The organism is Burkholderia sp. Bmkn7 (assembly GCF_041103175.1).
In the GTDB taxonomy this organism is placed as follows: domain Bacteria; phylum Pseudomonadota; class Gammaproteobacteria; order Burkholderiales; family Burkholderiaceae; genus Burkholderia; species Burkholderia cepacia.
Map to the genome: position 1 here is coordinate 707,091 of NZ_JBGCUH010000003.1, position 16,458 is coordinate 723,548.

The following is a 16,458-nucleotide window of genomic DNA, read 5'->3' on the forward strand; positions in this document are numbered from 1 at the left end:
CGTTATAGGCGCGCGGTGCGTGGGTTACACGCGTTCGATCGCGATCGCGATACCCTGGCCGACGCCGATGCACATCGTACAGAGCGCAAAGCGGCCGCCCGTACGCTCGAGTTGGTGGAGGGCCGTGGTCACGAGCCGGGCGCCCGATGCGCCGAGCGGATGGCCCAGTGCGATTGCGCCGCCGTTCGGGTTCACGCGCGGATCGTCGTCGGCGACGCCGAGCATGCGCAGCACCGCCAGACCTTGCGACGCAAACGCCTCGTTCAGCTCGATCACGTCGAACTGGTCGATGGTCATGCCGAGCTGGCGCAGCAGTTTCTGCGTGGCCGGTGCGGGCCCGATGCCCATCACGCGCGGCGCGACGCCGGCCGTCGCCATTCCGACGACCCGTGCGCGGCGGCGCAGGCCGTACTGGTCCGCTGCCTGTGCATTGGCGAGCAGCAGCGCGCACGCACCGTCGTTGACGCCCGATGCGTTGCCGGCCGTTACCGAACCGTCCGGGCGCACGACGCCTTTCAGCTTCGCGAGCGCTTCGAGCGACGTTTCGCGCGGATGCTCGTCGCGCGAGACGACCACCGGATCGCCTTTCTTCTGCTGAATCGTGACCGCGACGATTTCCTCGGCGAGTGTGCCGTCCTGCTGCGCACGCGCGGCTTTCTGCTGGCTGCGCAGCGCGAACAGGTCCTGGTCGGCACGGCTGATGTTGTAGTCGACCGCGACGTTCTCGGCCGTCTCCGGCATCGAATCGACGCCATACAGCTGTTTCATCAACGGATTGACGAAGCGCCAGCCGATCGTCGTGTCGTGGATGTCGGCCTGGCGCGCGAATGCGCTCGCGGCCTTGCCCATCACGAACGGCGCGCGCGTCATGCTCTCGACGCCGCCCGCGATCATCAGGCGCGCCTCCCCGGCCTTGATCGCGCGCGCAGCAGTGCCGACCGCGTCCATCCCGGAGCCGCACAGGCGGTTCAGCGTCGTGCCGGGCACGTCGGTCGGCAGCCCCGCGAGCAGCGCGGACATGCGGGCGACGTTGCGGTTGTCCTCACCGGCCTGGTTCGCGCAGCCGTAGATCACGTCGTCGATCGCCGTCCAGTCGACGTCGCGGTTGCGCTCCACGAGCGCCTTGAGCGGTACCGCCCCGAGGTCGTCGGCGCGGACATCTTTCAGGGCGCCGCCGTAGCGGCCGATGGGGGTGCGAATCGCGTCGCAGATATAGGCGTCTGTCATGGGCGTATCGATGAGCAACGAACCCGCCGGGTAGCGGATTCGTTCATGGTAGAGAACGTGGCGGCGTTTGCACGTCGACCATTCGGGTTATGCAGGTTGACCGGCTTCCGCGGGTGCCGCTTTCGGCGCAACATGGACACGGCTTTGCACGACGCGGAACCGGTTGGCGACGAATGCCGGGTCCGCGAGCGCCGCGTTGGCTGCCGGGTTCGCGCCCGTGCCGTGGAAATCCGAGAACGCTGCCGACTGGTTCACGAACACGCCGCCGGTCAGGTTGATCGACAGCGCGACGCCGCCGCGTACCGCCGCGTCGTGTGCGGCGTCGACGATGGCTTCGTCGGTACTGTAGACGGAGAGCGTCAGCGCGCCATGTTCTGCTGCGATTTCACCGGCGAGATCGAGCGACTGCGCGGTCGAGTCGGTTGCGATCACGAACGAGATCGGGCCGAACCACTCCTGCGTGAATTTTTCGCGATCGGCCACGTCGAGTTGCAGCACGAGCGGTGTGCGCACGCGGGCATCGGGGAACGCGGGGTGCTGGAGGGTCAGGCTGTCGGCGAGCACGCGGCCGAGCTGGCGGGCGTCGTCGATGCGTGCGGTCACGCCTTCGTTCTGGATCGCGCCGATCAGTTCGACCGAGCGGGCCGGATCGCCGGTGAGTTTTTGTACCGCAACGGCGATTGCCTGTGCGACTTCGTCGAAGCTCGCATGGCCGTCCGCCGTCCGGATGCCGTCGCGTGGCACATAGATGTTCTGCGGTGCCGTGCACATCTGGCCGGAGTACAGCGCCAGCGAGAACGCGATGTTCTTGGCGGTGGCCTTCAGGTCGTCGGTCGAGTCGATCACGATCTGGTTGACGCCTGCCTTCTCCGTATAGACCTGTGCCTGGTGGGCATGGCGCTCGAGCCACGTGCCGTTTTGCGTGCTGCCGGTGAAGTCGATCAGCTTGATCTCGGGGCGCAGCGCGAGATCCTGAACGAGTGCGCCGTCGTTGGGTTCGGTCGCGAGGAGCGTGACGACGTTCGGATCGAAGCCGGCTTCGCGCAGCACGTCGCGAGCGATCCGGACCGTGATCGCGAGAGGCAGGATCGCGCCCGGATGCGGTTTGACGATCACGGTGTTGCCGGTGGCCAGATCGGCGAACAATCCCGGGTAGCCGTTCCAGGTCGGGAACGTGCAGCAGCCGAGTACGAGGCCGGTGCCGCGCGGGACGATCGTGTAGCGCTTGTGCATCGCGAGCGGCGGGTTCTTGCCTTGCGGCTTTTCCCAGTGCGCATCGGCCGGAATGCGGCGCAGTTCGTCCCACGCATAGGCAACTGCCTCGAGCGCGCGATCCTGCGCGTGCGGGCCGCCGGCCTGGAACGCCATCATGAATGCCTGCCCCGTGGTGTGCATCACGCTGTAGGCGATCTCGAAGCTCGCACGATTCAGGCGCGCGAGGATTTCGAGGCTTACGCCGATCCAGGCGCTCGGGCCGGCTTCACGCCATGAACGCTGCGCGGCGGCAGCGGCGGCGATCAGTTCGTCGGGCGTCGACTTCGGATACCGGACGCCCAATGCGATGCCGTACGGCGACCGTTCCGCGCCGACCGTTTCTCCGGACGCCGGCTGGTCGAGCGCGAACGTCTTGTCGAGGTAGGACTTGAACGCGGCTTCGCCATCTGCGTTCGCGCTTTCCCCGTACACTTTGGGGCTCGGCATTTCGGCGAACGGGCTCCAGTACCCGCGGCTCTCGATGGCGGCGAGTGCGTGCTTCAGCGTGTCTTCGTGCTTCGTGAACAGTGCATGGGTCATGGCGGCAGCCTGATGGACGATGAGAGGGGTTGGATCGATTAATTAACCGACCGGTTGGTCGGAGAATGGTAGCATCAAACTATTCGCATGTGCGAGGCGTTTCTCATTTCATTGATCGAGGAGAAATAGATGGCTTACGAGAACATCCTGGTGGAGACCCGGGGGCGTGTCGGGCTGGTTACGCTGAACCGTCCGAAGGCGCTGAATGCGCTGAACGATGCGCTGATGGATGAACTGGGTGATGCGCTGAAGGCATTCGATGCGGACGATGGCATCGGCGCGATCGTCGTGACCGGGAGCGAGAAGGCGTTCGCGGCTGGCGCGGACATCGGCATGATGGCGACCTATTCCTATATGGATGCCTACCGGGGCGACTACATCACACGTAACTGGGAGACGGTTCGCGAAATCCGCAAGCCGATCATTGCGGCGGTGTCGGGCTTTGCGCTGGGTGGCGGCTGCGAGCTGGCCATGATGTGCGACATCATCTTCGCGGCGGACACGGCCAAGTTCGGCCAGCCGGAAATCAAGCTGGGCGTCATGCCGGGGGCGGGCGGTACGCAGCGTCTGCCGCGCGCGGTGTCGAAGGCTAAGGCGATGGACATGTGCCTGACGGCCCGCTTCATGGATGCAGCCGAAGCGGAGCGTGCGGGGCTCGTGTCGCGTGTGCTGCCGGCCGACACGCTGCTCGACGAGGCGATTGCCGCCGCGGCGACGATCGCCGAGTTTTCGCTGCCGGCGGTCATGATGGTCAAGGAGTCGGTGAACCGTGCGTACGAGACGACGCTGGCCGAGGGCGTTCACTTCGAGCGCCGGCTGTTCCATTCGCTGTTCGCGACCGAAGACCAGAAGGAGGGGATGGCGGCATTCGTTGAAAAGCGGAAGCCGGTGTTCAAGCACCGCTGATTGAGGCGCCCGAGGTAAGTGGCCAGTGCCTGGCTGGTATCGGTTGTCGAACCCGGCCCACTGAGCCCCCGGCCCCCGTGCGCGCCAGCGCACGAGGGCTTTTCAAAATATTTTCACAAAGGGCTTGCATGGATGGGGGGCAGGTGCTTAGAATCACGCCTCTTTCGCGCTAACGGAAACGCGGCGCGGAAGGGGAAGCGGAGCTGGTGGTGTGCTGCAGTCTTGGGCGCGCGGCTGGCGAAGAAAGTTGAACCCCGCAGTCGCAACGATGTAGTGTAAAAAGTTGTTGACGAGCTGCGAAACACGGTTCATAATCTCGCTTCTCTGCTGCTGAAAACGCAGCGCTGCCGGGAAACACGAAGTTCCTCGTAGATTGCTCTTTAAAAATTAACAGCCGATAAGTGTGGGCGCTTGATGGAAGCGAGCTGATCCTCGGATCAGATAGCGAAAGTATCAAGAGTCTCACACTAAAGTAAGTCAGGTTTATGAAGCAATTCATATTCCTGTCAGCTTTGAGTGAGCGACCGGTTCTTAACTGAACCGAAAACAGTAACAGGTTTAAACTGAAGAGTTTGATCCTGGCTCAGATTGAACGCTGGCGGCATGCCTTACACATGCAAGTCGAACGGCAGCACGGGTGCTTGCACCTGGTGGCGAGTGGCGAACGGGTGAGTAATACATCGGAACATGTCCTGTAGTGGGGGATAGCCCGGCGAAAGCCGGATTAATACCGCATACGATCTACGGATGAAAGCGGGGGACCTTCGGGCCTCGCGCTATAGGGTTGGCCGATGGCTGATTAGCTAGTTGGTGGGGTAAAGGCCTACCAAGGCGACGATCAGTAGCTGGTCTGAGAGGACGACCAGCCACACTGGGACTGAGACACGGCCCAGACTCCTACGGGAGGCAGCAGTGGGGAATTTTGGACAATGGGCGAAAGCCTGATCCAGCAATGCCGCGTGTGTGAAGAAGGCCTTCGGGTTGTAAAGCACTTTTGTCCGGAAAGAAATCCTTGGCTCTAATACAGTCGGGGGATGACGGTACCGGAAGAATAAGCACCGGCTAACTACGTGCCAGCAGCCGCGGTAATACGTAGGGTGCAAGCGTTAATCGGAATTACTGGGCGTAAAGCGTGCGCAGGCGGTTTGCTAAGACCGATGTGAAATCCCCGGGCTCAACCTGGGAACTGCATTGGTGACTGGCAGGCTAGAGTATGGCAGAGGGGGGTAGAATTCCACGTGTAGCAGTGAAATGCGTAGAGATGTGGAGGAATACCGATGGCGAAGGCAGCCCCCTGGGCCAATACTGACGCTCATGCACGAAAGCGTGGGGAGCAAACAGGATTAGATACCCTGGTAGTCCACGCCCTAAACGATGTCAACTAGTTGTTGGGGATTCATTTCCTTAGTAACGTAGCTAACGCGTGAAGTTGACCGCCTGGGGAGTACGGTCGCAAGATTAAAACTCAAAGGAATTGACGGGGACCCGCACAAGCGGTGGATGATGTGGATTAATTCGATGCAACGCGAAAAACCTTACCTACCCTTGACATGGTCGGAATCCCGCTGAGAGGTGGGAGTGCTCGAAAGAGAACCGGCGCACAGGTGCTGCATGGCTGTCGTCAGCTCGTGTCGTGAGATGTTGGGTTAAGTCCCGCAACGAGCGCAACCCTTGTCCTTAGTTGCTACGCAAGAGCACTCTAAGGAGACTGCCGGTGACAAACCGGAGGAAGGTGGGGATGACGTCAAGTCCTCATGGCCCTTATGGGTAGGGCTTCACACGTCATACAATGGTCGGAACAGAGGGTTGCCAACCCGCGAGGGGGAGCTAATCCCAGAAAACCGATCGTAGTCCGGATTGCACTCTGCAACTCGAGTGCATGAAGCTGGAATCGCTAGTAATCGCGGATCAGCATGCCGCGGTGAATACGTTCCCGGGTCTTGTACACACCGCCCGTCACACCATGGGAGTGGGTTTTACCAGAAGTGGCTAGTCTAACCGCAAGGAGGACGGTCACCACGGTAGGATTCATGACTGGGGTGAAGTCGTAACAAGGTAGCCGTATCGGAAGGTGCGGCTGGATCACCTCCTTTCCAGAGCTATCTCGCAAAGTTGAGCGCTCACGCTTATCGGCTGTAAATTAAAGACAGACTCAGGGGTCTGTAGCTCAGTCGGTTAGAGCACCGTCTTGATAAGGCGGGGGTCGTTGGTTCGAATCCAACCAGACCCACCATTGTCTGGCGGTAACACCTGAGGGCATCTGTACTCAATGGGGGCATAGCTCAGCTGGGAGAGCACCTGCTTTGCAAGCAGGGGGTCGTCGGTTCGATCCCGTCTGCCTCCACCAATCACCAACGCTAAGGGCTTGGTTCATGCGATGAACCGAGAATTTTGCATTGGCGATTGAGCCAGTCAGAGCGGTACGAAAGTATCGGCTGTCGTTCTTTAACAATCTGGAAGAAGTAAGTAATTTGGATAGCGGAAGCGTCTTGAGATGGACGTGAAAACTATCCGGGTTGTGATTGTATCGATGTATCTCAAGATGATTCGAACTTAATGTTCGGCTCAATTGGAATACGGCACAACGCGAGAACTCAACCTGTAACGAGACAGACTCGTTATAGGGTCAAGCGAACAAGTGCATGTGGTGGATGCCTTGGCGATCACAGGCGATGAAGGACGCGGTAGCCTGCGAAAAGCTACGGGGAGCTGGCAAACAAGCTTTGATCCGTAGATGTCCGAATGGGGAAACCCACTCCTTTTGGAGTATCCATGGCTGAATACATAGGCCATGCGAAGCGAACGCGGTGAACTGAAACATCTAAGTAACCGCAGGAAAAGAAATCAACCGAGATTCCCAAAGTAGTGGCGAGCGAAATGGGATGAGCCTTGCACTCTTTATTTGTATTGTTAGCCGAACGCTCTGGAAAGTGCGGCCATAGCAGGTGATAGCCCTGTAGGCGAAAACAGTATGAAAGAACTAGGTGTGCGACAAGTAGGGCGGGACACGTGAAATCCTGTCTGAAGATGGGGGGACCATCCTCCAAGGCTAAATACTCGTGATCGACCGATAGTGAACCAGTACCGTGAGGGAAAGGCGAAAAGAACCCCGGGAGGGGAGTGAAATAGATCCTGAAACCGCATGCATACAAACAGTCGGAGCCTCGTAAGGGGTGACGGCGTACCTTTTGTATAATGGGTCAGCGACTTACGTTCAGTAGCAAGCTTAACCGTATAGGGCAGGCGTAGCGAAAGCGAGTCCGAATAGGGCGTTCAGTTGCTGGGCGTAGACCCGAAACCAGGTGATCTATCCATGGCCAGGATGAAGGTGCGGTAACACGTACTGGAGGTCCGAACCCACTAACGTTGAAAAGTTAGGGGATGAGCTGTGGATAGGGGTGAAAGGCTAAACAAACCTGGAAATAGCTGGTTCTCTCCGAAAACTATTTAGGTAGTGCCTCGTGTCTCACCTTCGGGGGTAGAGCACTGTCATGGTTGGGGGGTCTATTGCAGATTACCCCGCCATAGCAAACTCCGAATACCGAAGAGTGCAATCACGGGAGACAGACATCGGGTGCTAACGTCCGGTGTCAAGAGGGAAACAACCCAGACCGCCAGCTAAGGTCCCCAAATATAGCTAAGTGGGAAACGAAGTGGGAAGGCTAAAACAGTCAGGAGGTTGGCTTAGAAGCAGCCACCCTTTAAAGAAAGCGTAATAGCTCACTGATCGAGTCGTCCTGCGCGGAAGATGTAACGGGGCTAAGCTATATACCGAAGCTGCGGATGCGTGCTTTGCACGCATGGTAGGAGAGCGTTCCGTAAGCCTGCGAAGGTGCCTTGTAAAGGGTGCTGGAGGTATCGGAAGTGCGAATGCTGACATGAGTAGCGATAAAGGGGGTGAAAGGCCCCCTCGCCGTAAGCCCAAGGTTTCCTACGCAACGTTCATCGGCGTAGGGTGAGTCGGCCCCTAAGGCGAGGCAGAAATGCGTAGCTGATGGGAAGCAGGTCAATATTCCTGCACCATTGTTAGATGCGATGGGGGGACGGATCGCGGAAGGTTGTCCGGGTGTTGGAAGTCCCGGTCGCTGCATTGGAGAAGGCGCTTAGGCAAATCCGGGCGCGCAATTCAAGGGTGTGGCGCGAGCTCCTTCGGGAGCGAAGCAATTGGAAGTGGTTCCAAGAAAAGCCTCTAAGCTTCAGTCTAACGATGACCGTACCGCAAACCGACACAGGTGGGCGAGATGAGTATTCTAAGGCGCTTGAGAGAACTCGGGAGAAGGAACTCGGCAAATTGGTACCGTAACTTCGGGATAAGGTACGCCCTTGTAGCTTGACTGGCCTGCGCCAGGAGGGTGAAGGGGTTGCAATAAACTGGTGGCTGCGACTGTTTAATAAAAACACAGCACTCTGCAAACACGAAAGTGGACGTATAGGGTGTGACGCCTGCCCGGTGCCGGAAGATTAAATGATGGGGTGCAAGCTCTTGATTGAAGTCCCGGTAAACGGCGGCCGTAACTATAACGGTCCTAAGGTAGCGAAATTCCTTGTCGGGTAAGTTCCGACCTGCACGAATGGCGTAACGATGGCCACACTGTCTCCTCCCGAGACTCAGCGAAGTTGAAGTGTTTGTGATGATGCAATCTACCCGCGGCTAGACGGAAAGACCCCATGAACCTTTACTGTAGCTTTGCATTGGACTTTGAACCGATCTGTGTAGGATAGGTGGGAGGCTATGAAACCGGAACGCTAGTTTCGGTGGAGCCGTCCTTGAAATACCACCCTGGTTTGTTTGAGGTTCTAACCTTGGCCCGTGATCCGGGTCGGGGACAGTGCATGGTAGGCAGTTTGACTGGGGCGGTCTCCTCCCAAAGCGTAACGGAGGAGTACGAAGGTACGCTAGGTACGGTCGGAAATCGTGCTGATAGTGCAATGGCATAAGCGTGCTTAACTGCGAGACCGACAAGTCGAGCAGGTGCGAAAGCAGGTCATAGTGATCCGGTGGTTCTGTATGGAAGGGCCATCGCTCAACGGATAAAAGGTACTCTGGGGATAACAGGCTGATACCGCCCAAGAGTTCATATCGACGGCGGTGTTTGGCACCTCGATGTCGGCTCATCTCATCCTGGGGCTGTAGCCGGTCCCAAGGGTATGGCTGTTCGCCATTTAAAGAGGTACGTGAGCTGGGTTTAAAACGTCGTGAGACAGTTTGGTCCCTATCTGCCGTGGGCGTTGGATATTTGAAGGGGGCTGCTCCTAGTACGAGAGGACCGGAGTGGACGAACCTCTGGTGTACCGGTTGTCACGCCAGTGGCATCGCCGGGTAGCTATGTTCGGAAGAGATAACCGCTGAAAGCATCTAAGCGGGAAACTCGCCTTAAGATGAGATATCCCTGGGGACTAGATCCCCTTGAAGGGTCGTTCGAGACCAGGACGTTGATAGGTCAGGTGTGTAAGCGCAGTAATGCGTTCAGCTAACTGATACTAATTGCCCGTAAGGCTTGATCCTATAACAAGTCTGCCTTGTAGATCGGCGCCGTGCGACAGCACTGGCTGCGATCCAAAGCGACAAGTTGGATTCTCGTGTGTGATACACACAACTCAAAATTACTGCTTCTTCCAAGATTGGTTGTGCTGCGAAGCCAGCGCAACAACCCTCTTTGCCTGATGACCATAGCGAGTCGGTCCCACCCCTTCCCATCCCGAACAGGACCGTGAAACGACTCTACGCCGATGATAGTGCGGATTCCCGTGTGAAAGTAGGTAATCGTCAGGCTCCCTAAGCCAGAAACCCTCGCCCGAAAGGCGGGGGTTTTTGCATTTCGGCGGCGGAAATGCGTGAGTGATCGGGATCGCTGGCTTGGCCGGAACTTTCACATTACTCCTCCCAGGTGCCCCCAATCGAAACGCCCGGTTTTTCGAAATGACCGGTATCATTCGTGATCCCCCGATCTATTGATCGTATCTCCAATCAAAATCCCAGCTCCCTCCTCTCCGTGTACCGGCTAGCGACGTCGTGCACGTTCTGCCCTCCATCGTCGACAACGCATATCGAACGGGCCATACAAGCCTCCCCCGCAGATGACGCGTGGTGCAACCGAAACTACCCTGGCTTCCTCCAATCGCTTTTTGGTCAGATAACCCAGTATCCGAACGAAATGAACGCTTTATTCGGCGCGTCCACGTAAAATTTGCGAACCCCCATCTATGCACTCAAAACGATGAACGCCGCGATTCAGGTAACCCGGGCCGTTTGCCCGCACGATTGTCCGGACACGTGCGCAATGCGCGTGACCGTCGAGAACGGCAAGGCGATCAAGGTCACGGGCGATCCCGATCATCCGCCGACACAAGGCGTGTTGTGCACGAAGGTCAGCCGATACGCCGATCGTGTTCATCATCCCGATCGCCTCACCGTTCCGCTCAAGCGCATCGGCGCCAAAGGAGAAGGGCATTTCGTACCGATCAGTTGGGACGAGGCGTTCGACGAGATCGGCCGTCGTCTCGGTGAAATTGCGGCGCGCGCACCGGAGGCGATCGTGCCGTACAGCTATGCGGGGACGATGGGGCTCGTGCAAGGAGAGGGCATCGCCCAGCGCTTCTTCCACAAACTGGGCGCCTCGCGGCTCGAGCGCACGATCTGCGCGGCGGCCGGTGCTGCGGGGTTACGGTACACATATGGTGGCAGTCTCGGTATGCATCTCGAGCATTTCGAGGAAAGCGAACTGATTCTGATATGGGGAGCGAACCCGATCGCGTCGAGTCTGCACTTCTGGACGCGAGCGCAGGAAGCGAAGCGCCGAGGCGCCCGTCTTGTCGCCATCGATCCGTACCGTTCGCTGACAGCGGAGAAGTGTCATCAGCATATTGCGTTGAAACCGGGCACCGATGGCGCGTTCGCACTCGGCATGATGCACGTGCTGATTACCGAAGACCTGCTCGATCACGACTACATCGCCAGCCATACGCTCGGTTTCGACGCACTCAAGGAACGGGCGATGTCCTATCCGCCGGATCGTGTCGCGCAGATCTGCGGCATCGACGCGTCGGAGTTGATCGATCTTGCGCGTCGTTACGGCGCTACCCGGAAGGCATCGATCCGCCTGAATTACGGCATGCAGCGCGTTCGCGGCGGTGGCAACGCGGTACGCGCGATCGCAAGCCTGCCGGCGCTGACGGGTGCATGGCGCGATCGGGCCGGTGGGCTGTTGCTCTCGTCGTCGGAATCCGCGCCGGTGAACCAGGCTGCGCTGCTGCGCCCGGACTTGATGCCGGGCTGGCCGCACAAGCTGCCGCGCATCATCAACATGAACGCGATCGGCGACGCGCTGTTGCACCCGGGCGATGCCACCTTCGGACCGAAGGTCGAAGCGGTGATCGTGTACAACTCGAATCCGGTGGCGGTCGCGCCTGATTCCTCGAAAGTCGCGGCGGGGTTCGCACGTGATGACCTGTTCACGGTTGTTCTCGAGCATTTCAAGACAGATACCGTCGATTTCGCCGACATTGTGCTGCCGGCAACCACGCAACTCGAGCATCTGGACGTCCACAAATCGTACGGCCACACCTACGTGATGGCGAACCTGCCGTCGATTCCTCCGGTGGGAGACGCGCGGCCGAATACGGAGATCTTCCGCGGGATCGCGCGCAGCATGGGGCTGGACGAGCCCGCGCTCTATCACAGTGACGAAGAGGTCGCGCGTGCGGCCCTCCGCTGGGACGATCCGGCACTCGACAGCGACTGGGACACGCTGAAGCGCGATGGCTGGCTGAAACTCAAGCTGCCGGAGGCGCCGTTCGCGAACGGCGGTTTTCGTACACCATCCGGCAAGTGCGAGTTCTACAGCCCGCGGCTCGAGCAGATGGGTGTTGACCCAGTGCCCGACTACCTGCCGCCATTCGAATCGGCCGAGGCAGCACCCGAGCTCGCGGCGCGCTATCCGCTCGCGATGATTTCGCCGCCTGCCCGTCACTTCCTGAACAGCACGTTCGTGAACGTCGACAGCCTCCGTCATACCGAAGGCGAGCCGCATCTCGACATTCACCCGTCGGATGCCGATGCACGGGGCATCGCGGAGGGCGATCTCGTTCGCATCTTCAACGACCGCGGATCGATGCAGGCGCTCGCGAGAATTACCGATCGTGCACGTGCAGGGCTCGTCGTCGGGCTGTCGATCTGGTGGAAGAAACTGTCGCCGGACGGCAGGAACGCGAACGAAGTGACGAGCCAGGCGCTTACCGATCTCGGCAATTCGGCGACGTTTTACGATTGCCTTGTGGAAGTAGAGCGCATTTGACCGAATATCACCGTATCATCCGACGAATCTCCACGGAAGTTCGAAGTGGACATCTAACCCTGTTGTATCGGGACGGGCGAGCCGTTACGATGCGTTTTAGCACGATCATTCGAAAATCCGTGAGGAGACGCGCAGTATGAACAAAATTTGGCTGAAATCGTACCCACCCGGCGTTCCAGCCGAAATTGACGCGTCTCCTTATCCCTCCGTTCCAGACCTGCTGGACGAAAGCTTCCGCCAGTACCGCGACCGCACGGCGTTCGTCTGCATGGGCAAGGGCATCACGTACGGCGAACTCGACAAGCTGTCGCGCCAGTTCGGCGCCTGGCTGCAATCGCGCGGTCTAGCACGCGGGGCGCGCGTTGCGATCATGATGCCGAACGTGCTGCAGTATCCGGTGGCGATCGCCGCGGTACTGCGGGCGGGCTACACCGTCGTCAACGTCAATCCGCTCTACACGCCACGCGAGCTCGAACATCAGCTGAAGGACAGCGGTGCGGAGGCGATCGTCATCCTCGAGAATTTCGCGTCGACGCTGCAGGCTGTCATCGCGAATACGAGCGTCAAGCACGTCGTCGTCGCGTCGATGGGCGATCTGCTGGGCATCAAGGGATGGCTCGTCAACTACGTCGTGCGCAACGTGAAGAAGATGGTGCCGGCCTGGCAACTGCTGTCGTTCACGCGCTTCAAGGCCGCGCTGTCGGAAGGCGCGCGGCAGGCATTCAAGGCGCAGAAGATCGGCCCCGATGACGTCGCGTTCCTGCAATACACGGGCGGGACGACAGGCGTGGCAAAGGGGGCGACGCTGCTGCACCGGAACATCGTGTCGAACGTGCTGCAGGCCGGCGCCTGGCACCATCCGGCTCATGAGAAGTTCCCGGAGGTGAAACAGTTCGTGACCGTTGTCGCGCTGCCGCTGTATCACGTGTTCGCGCTGACCGTCTGCGGTTTCCTGACGATGCGTACCGGGGGCATGGGCATCCTGATCCCGAACCCGCGCGACATCGCCGGCATGATCAAGGAACTGAAGGGTTACCAGATCTCGACGATCCCGGCGGTCAACACGCTGTATAACGCACTGCTGAACCATCCCGAATTCAATCAGCTCGACCTGTCGAAGCTCGTGATCGCCAACGGCGGCGGCATGGCGATCCAGGAAGGCGTCGCGAAACGCTGGTATGAAAAGACCCATACGGCGATCATCGAAGGCTACGGGCTGTCCGAAACGTCGCCGGTCGCGACCTGCAATCCGGTGACGGCGACCGAATACAGCGGGACGATCGGCCTGCCGCTGCCGTCGACCGAAGTGGCGATTCGCGACGATGCCGGCAACGACGTCGCGCTCGGCGAACCCGGCGAGATTTGCATCCGCGGGCCGCAGGTGATGGCCGGCTACTGGAACCGGCCGGACGAGACCGCGAAGGTCATGTTCGCGGACGGCTTCTTCAAGACGGGCGACGTCGGCGTGATGGATGCGCGCGGTTACGTGAAGATCGTCGACCGGAAGAAGGACATGATTCTCGTATCGGGCTTCAATGTGTACCCGAACGAAGTCGAGGACGTGGTGGCGTCGCATCCGGGCGTGTTCGAGGTGGCGGCGGTCGGCGTGCCCGACGAGCATTCCGGCGAAGCCGTGAAGCTGTTCGTCGTGAAGAAGGATCCGGCGCTCACCGACAAGGACATCCTCGCCTACTGCAAGGAGCGCCTCACCGGCTACAAGCGGCCGAAGCTGGTCGAGTTCCGTACGGAGCTGCCGAAAACGAACGTCGGCAAGATCCTGCGGCGCGAATTGCGCGACGGACGCGCGTAACGTCGCGGTCGATCGAAGGGAAAAGCCCGGCACATGCCGGGCCTTTTTGTTTGCAGTGCGGCCCCGAGGAGGTTTGTCTCCGTACGAGGCTGTCTCCGGAATGGGCTTGCGGCGCGGCCGTGCGTTTCGATGGCTGCAGAGGCAGGCGGCATGGCCCCCACGACGAGCGCGCAACGCCCGGTGCGATTCGCCGCACTCCGGCTTTGCCGTTCTGCACCGCAAAAGAAAAAGGCGCCCGGAGGCGCCTTCAATATGCTGCGGCTTGTCAGGCAAGCTGATTAGAACTTGTGACGGATGCCGACGCGTGCCGCGACCTGGTTGCTGGTGCTCGACCCGGCCAGGCCGTTGATCGCTGCCGTTGCCTTCAGGACGTTGCCGTTCGAATCGAGCACGTTGCCCGATGCGTGCTGGTACACGCCGATCACGTAGACGTCGGTGCGCTTCGACAGGAAGTAGTCGACGCCCAGCGAGCCCTGGTGGTACTTGGCTGCCGAGTTGCCGTCGATCTTGCTGCCTTGCGTGTAGTCGTACGCCGCGCCGAGAATCAGCGCCGGGGTCAGCTGATACTTGAAGTTGATTTCGCCGTTGTTGAACGTCGCGGTCTGGTTCACGAACGGGCCTGCCGAGAAGCCCTTGAACTTCGTGTTCGAGTACGTCGCGCCGATCGTTGCTGCGCCGAACGTGTATGCGCCGCCTGCACCGATGACCTGGTACGTGTTCGCGTTGTTCGCGTACGCGCCGTAGATCGGCGACGAGACCGACGAAGACGCGGAACCGTTGTTGAACATGCCACCGAACTGGTTCGGCGTACGTGCGTTCAAGTAACCGACGCCCAAGACCAGCGGGCCGTTGTTGTAGCCTGCGCCGAGCGACCAGACCTGGTTCTTCGAGAACTGGCCTGCCTGACCGCCGAAGCTGTACAGGCCGCCGAACGAGAAGCCGCCGTAGGTCTGGCTCGTGAACTTGACCGCGTTGTTCACGCGATAGGCGTTGTTGAAGTTGTCGAGGTCGCCCGGGTGAGCGGCGATGTAGCCGCCCCACTGGTCGCCTGCCTCGAGCGGGCCGACGAAGTCGACGACGGAGTCGTATTGACGACCCAGCGTGACCGTACCGTACTGGCTCGACAGGCCGACGTAAGCCTGACGACCGAACATCAGGCCGCCTTGACCGAGCTTGCCGCTGTTCACGTCGAAACCGTTTTCGAGGGTGAAGATTGCCTTCAGGCCGCCACCGAGGTCTTCGGTGCCGCGCAGGCCGAAGCGGCTGCCTTGCATCACGCCGCTGGCCATGCTGTACAGGTGCTTGCCGCCCGCATTGTTGTTGAAGAGCAGGCCTTCATCGATGATGCCGTAAAGCGTCACGCTGCTTTGCGCATGGGCAGCGCCAGCGAACGCGCCCAGCGCGACGAGCGCGAGAAGCGACTTTTTCATTAACGGATCTCCAAAAATCACTGAATTTTTCTGGCGGGGCGGATAGTTATGTTCTGTCGACGGGCCCCATCAACTTCGCAAGAAGTCGCACGTAATGTAGCAAAACCGGTTTTTGCCACAAAGCGAAATGCCGCAGCTCAAGGCCGCCATGTTTCCTTTATGCAACAATGGTTAAAATCACGGGTTAACCGCAATTTCCGCTGAATAATCAAGTCGGTTACGCAGCGGACTCGTGCCCTTGCCGCTCGCGGCGGCACACGCAGCCAGGAGAACAGGATGGTGTTTGATGAACTGATCAGCGAATTCGATCGCGGCCTGCGGTCGCTGACGGGCATTAGCCGGATGAGCCGGCCGGTGCCCGCGCCGGCCGAGGCGCCCGCCGTCGAATTGACGCCCGCGGAGCGTACGCATGCCGCCGGGCTGATGCGCGTGAATCACGTCGGCGAGGTCTGCGCTCAGGCGCTGTACCAGGCGCAGAAGCTCACCGCGCGCACGGCATCCGCGAAGGCGATGTTCGAGGAAGCCGCGCGCGAGGAGGAGGATCACCTCGCGTGGACCGCACACCGCCTGAAAGAGCTCGACTCGCGCCCGAGCCTGTTGAACCCGCTCTGGTATGCGGGTTCGCTCGCGATCGGCGTGGCGGCTGGCGCGCTCGGCGACAAGGTCAGTCTCGGCTTCATGGCCGAGACCGAACGGCAGGTCGAGAGCCATCTCGAAGGCCATATGTCCGAGTTGCCGGCCGCCGATACCGCGTCGCGCGCGATCGTCGACCAGATGCGTATCGACGAGGTGAAGCACGGCAAGGCCGCCGCCGACGCAGGCGGGATCGAACTGCCGCTACCCGCGCGAATGCTGATGCGCGCCGCGTCGAAAGTCATGACGAGCACTGCGTACTATCTGTGAGATTCGCACCGGGGCGATGCGTGACGTCGCACCGGTTCCCCGCCGCTGATACCGCCCGTTTATTCCTCGTTTTCCCGCCCCCGAAAGCCCCTTC

General features: G+C 60.0%; 7 protein-coding genes, 2 tRNA genes and 3 rRNA genes. 9 read left to right on the forward strand and 3 right to left on the reverse strand.

Translation table 11 applies throughout. From position 1 onward, the window contains the following. Positions 1 to 24: 24 nt before the first annotated feature. Both pcaF and paaN read right to left on the reverse strand, forming a co-directional pair. The gene (pcaF, locus tag AB3K92_RS24760) at positions 25 to 1,227 is read right to left on the reverse strand and encodes a 3-oxoadipyl-CoA thiolase (RefSeq protein WP_369466015.1); all 1,203 of its coding nucleotides are present in this window, start codon (positions 1,225 to 1,227) and stop codon (positions 25 to 27) included. Between the two features lie 87 nt (positions 1,228 to 1,314). Then, complete coding sequence (gene paaN, locus AB3K92_RS24765) at positions 1,315 to 3,021, reverse strand: phenylacetic acid degradation protein PaaN (protein ID WP_369466016.1); 1,707 nt, start codon at positions 3,019 to 3,021, stop codon at positions 1,315 to 1,317. A gap of 129 nt (positions 3,022 to 3,150) precedes the next feature. Here paaN and AB3K92_RS24770 point away from each other — a divergent pair, with 129 nt between their 5' ends. The 8 genes from AB3K92_RS24770 to AB3K92_RS24805 all read left to right on the forward strand — a co-directional run bounded on the left by AB3K92_RS24770 (position 3,151) and on the right by AB3K92_RS24805 (position 14,031). Next, positions 3,151 to 3,927, forward strand: coding sequence for an enoyl-CoA hydratase (locus tag AB3K92_RS24770; RefSeq protein ID WP_021156980.1), 777 nt, complete (start codon positions 3,151 to 3,153; stop codon positions 3,925 to 3,927). 560 nt (positions 3,928 to 4,487) lie between these two features. Continuing rightward, positions 4,488 to 6,020, forward strand: a 16S ribosomal RNA gene (locus tag AB3K92_RS24775). Positions 6,021 to 6,083: 63 nt separating this feature from the next. Then, positions 6,084 to 6,160, forward strand: a tRNA-Ile gene (locus AB3K92_RS24780). 38 nt (positions 6,161 to 6,198) lie between these two features. Beyond that, positions 6,199 to 6,274: transfer RNA gene (locus tag AB3K92_RS24785), tRNA-Ala, on the forward strand. A 277-nt stretch (positions 6,275 to 6,551) separates the two neighbouring features. Continuing rightward, positions 6,552 to 9,433 (forward strand): 23S ribosomal RNA (locus AB3K92_RS24790). Positions 9,434 to 9,587: 154 nt separating this feature from the next. Continuing rightward, a 5S ribosomal RNA gene (rrf, locus tag AB3K92_RS24795) occupies positions 9,588 to 9,700 on the forward strand. The 16S, 23S and 5S rRNA genes sit together here with 2 tRNA genes alongside, the layout of an rRNA operon. Positions 9,701 to 10,145: 445 nt before the next feature. Beyond that, positions 10,146 to 12,221: a molybdopterin-dependent oxidoreductase gene (locus tag AB3K92_RS24800; RefSeq protein WP_059649650.1), complete on the forward strand. Its 2,076-nt coding sequence runs from the start codon at positions 10,146 to 10,148 to the stop codon at positions 12,219 to 12,221. Between the two features lie 136 nt (positions 12,222 to 12,357). Beyond that, positions 12,358 to 14,031 carry a long-chain fatty acid--CoA ligase gene (locus AB3K92_RS24805; RefSeq protein WP_369466017.1) on the forward strand — a complete coding sequence of 558 codons (1,674 nt, stop codon included), beginning with the start codon at positions 12,358 to 12,360 and terminating at the stop codon, positions 14,029 to 14,031. Positions 14,032 to 14,309: 278 nt separating this feature from the next. Here the strand turns inward: AB3K92_RS24805 and AB3K92_RS24810 are convergent, their stop codons facing one another. After that, entirely contained in the window at positions 14,310 to 15,461 is a 1,152-nt protein-coding gene (locus AB3K92_RS24810) for a porin (RefSeq protein ID WP_021159922.1), read from the reverse strand. A 276-nt stretch (positions 15,462 to 15,737) separates the two neighbouring features. On the opposite strand from AB3K92_RS24810, the gene coq7 reads away from it, so the two are divergent. Beyond that, entirely contained in the window at positions 15,738 to 16,364 is a 627-nt protein-coding gene (gene coq7, locus AB3K92_RS24815; RefSeq protein ID WP_027788457.1) for a 2-polyprenyl-3-methyl-6-methoxy-1,4-benzoquinone monooxygenase, read from the forward strand. Positions 16,365 to 16,458 lie beyond the last annotated feature (94 nt).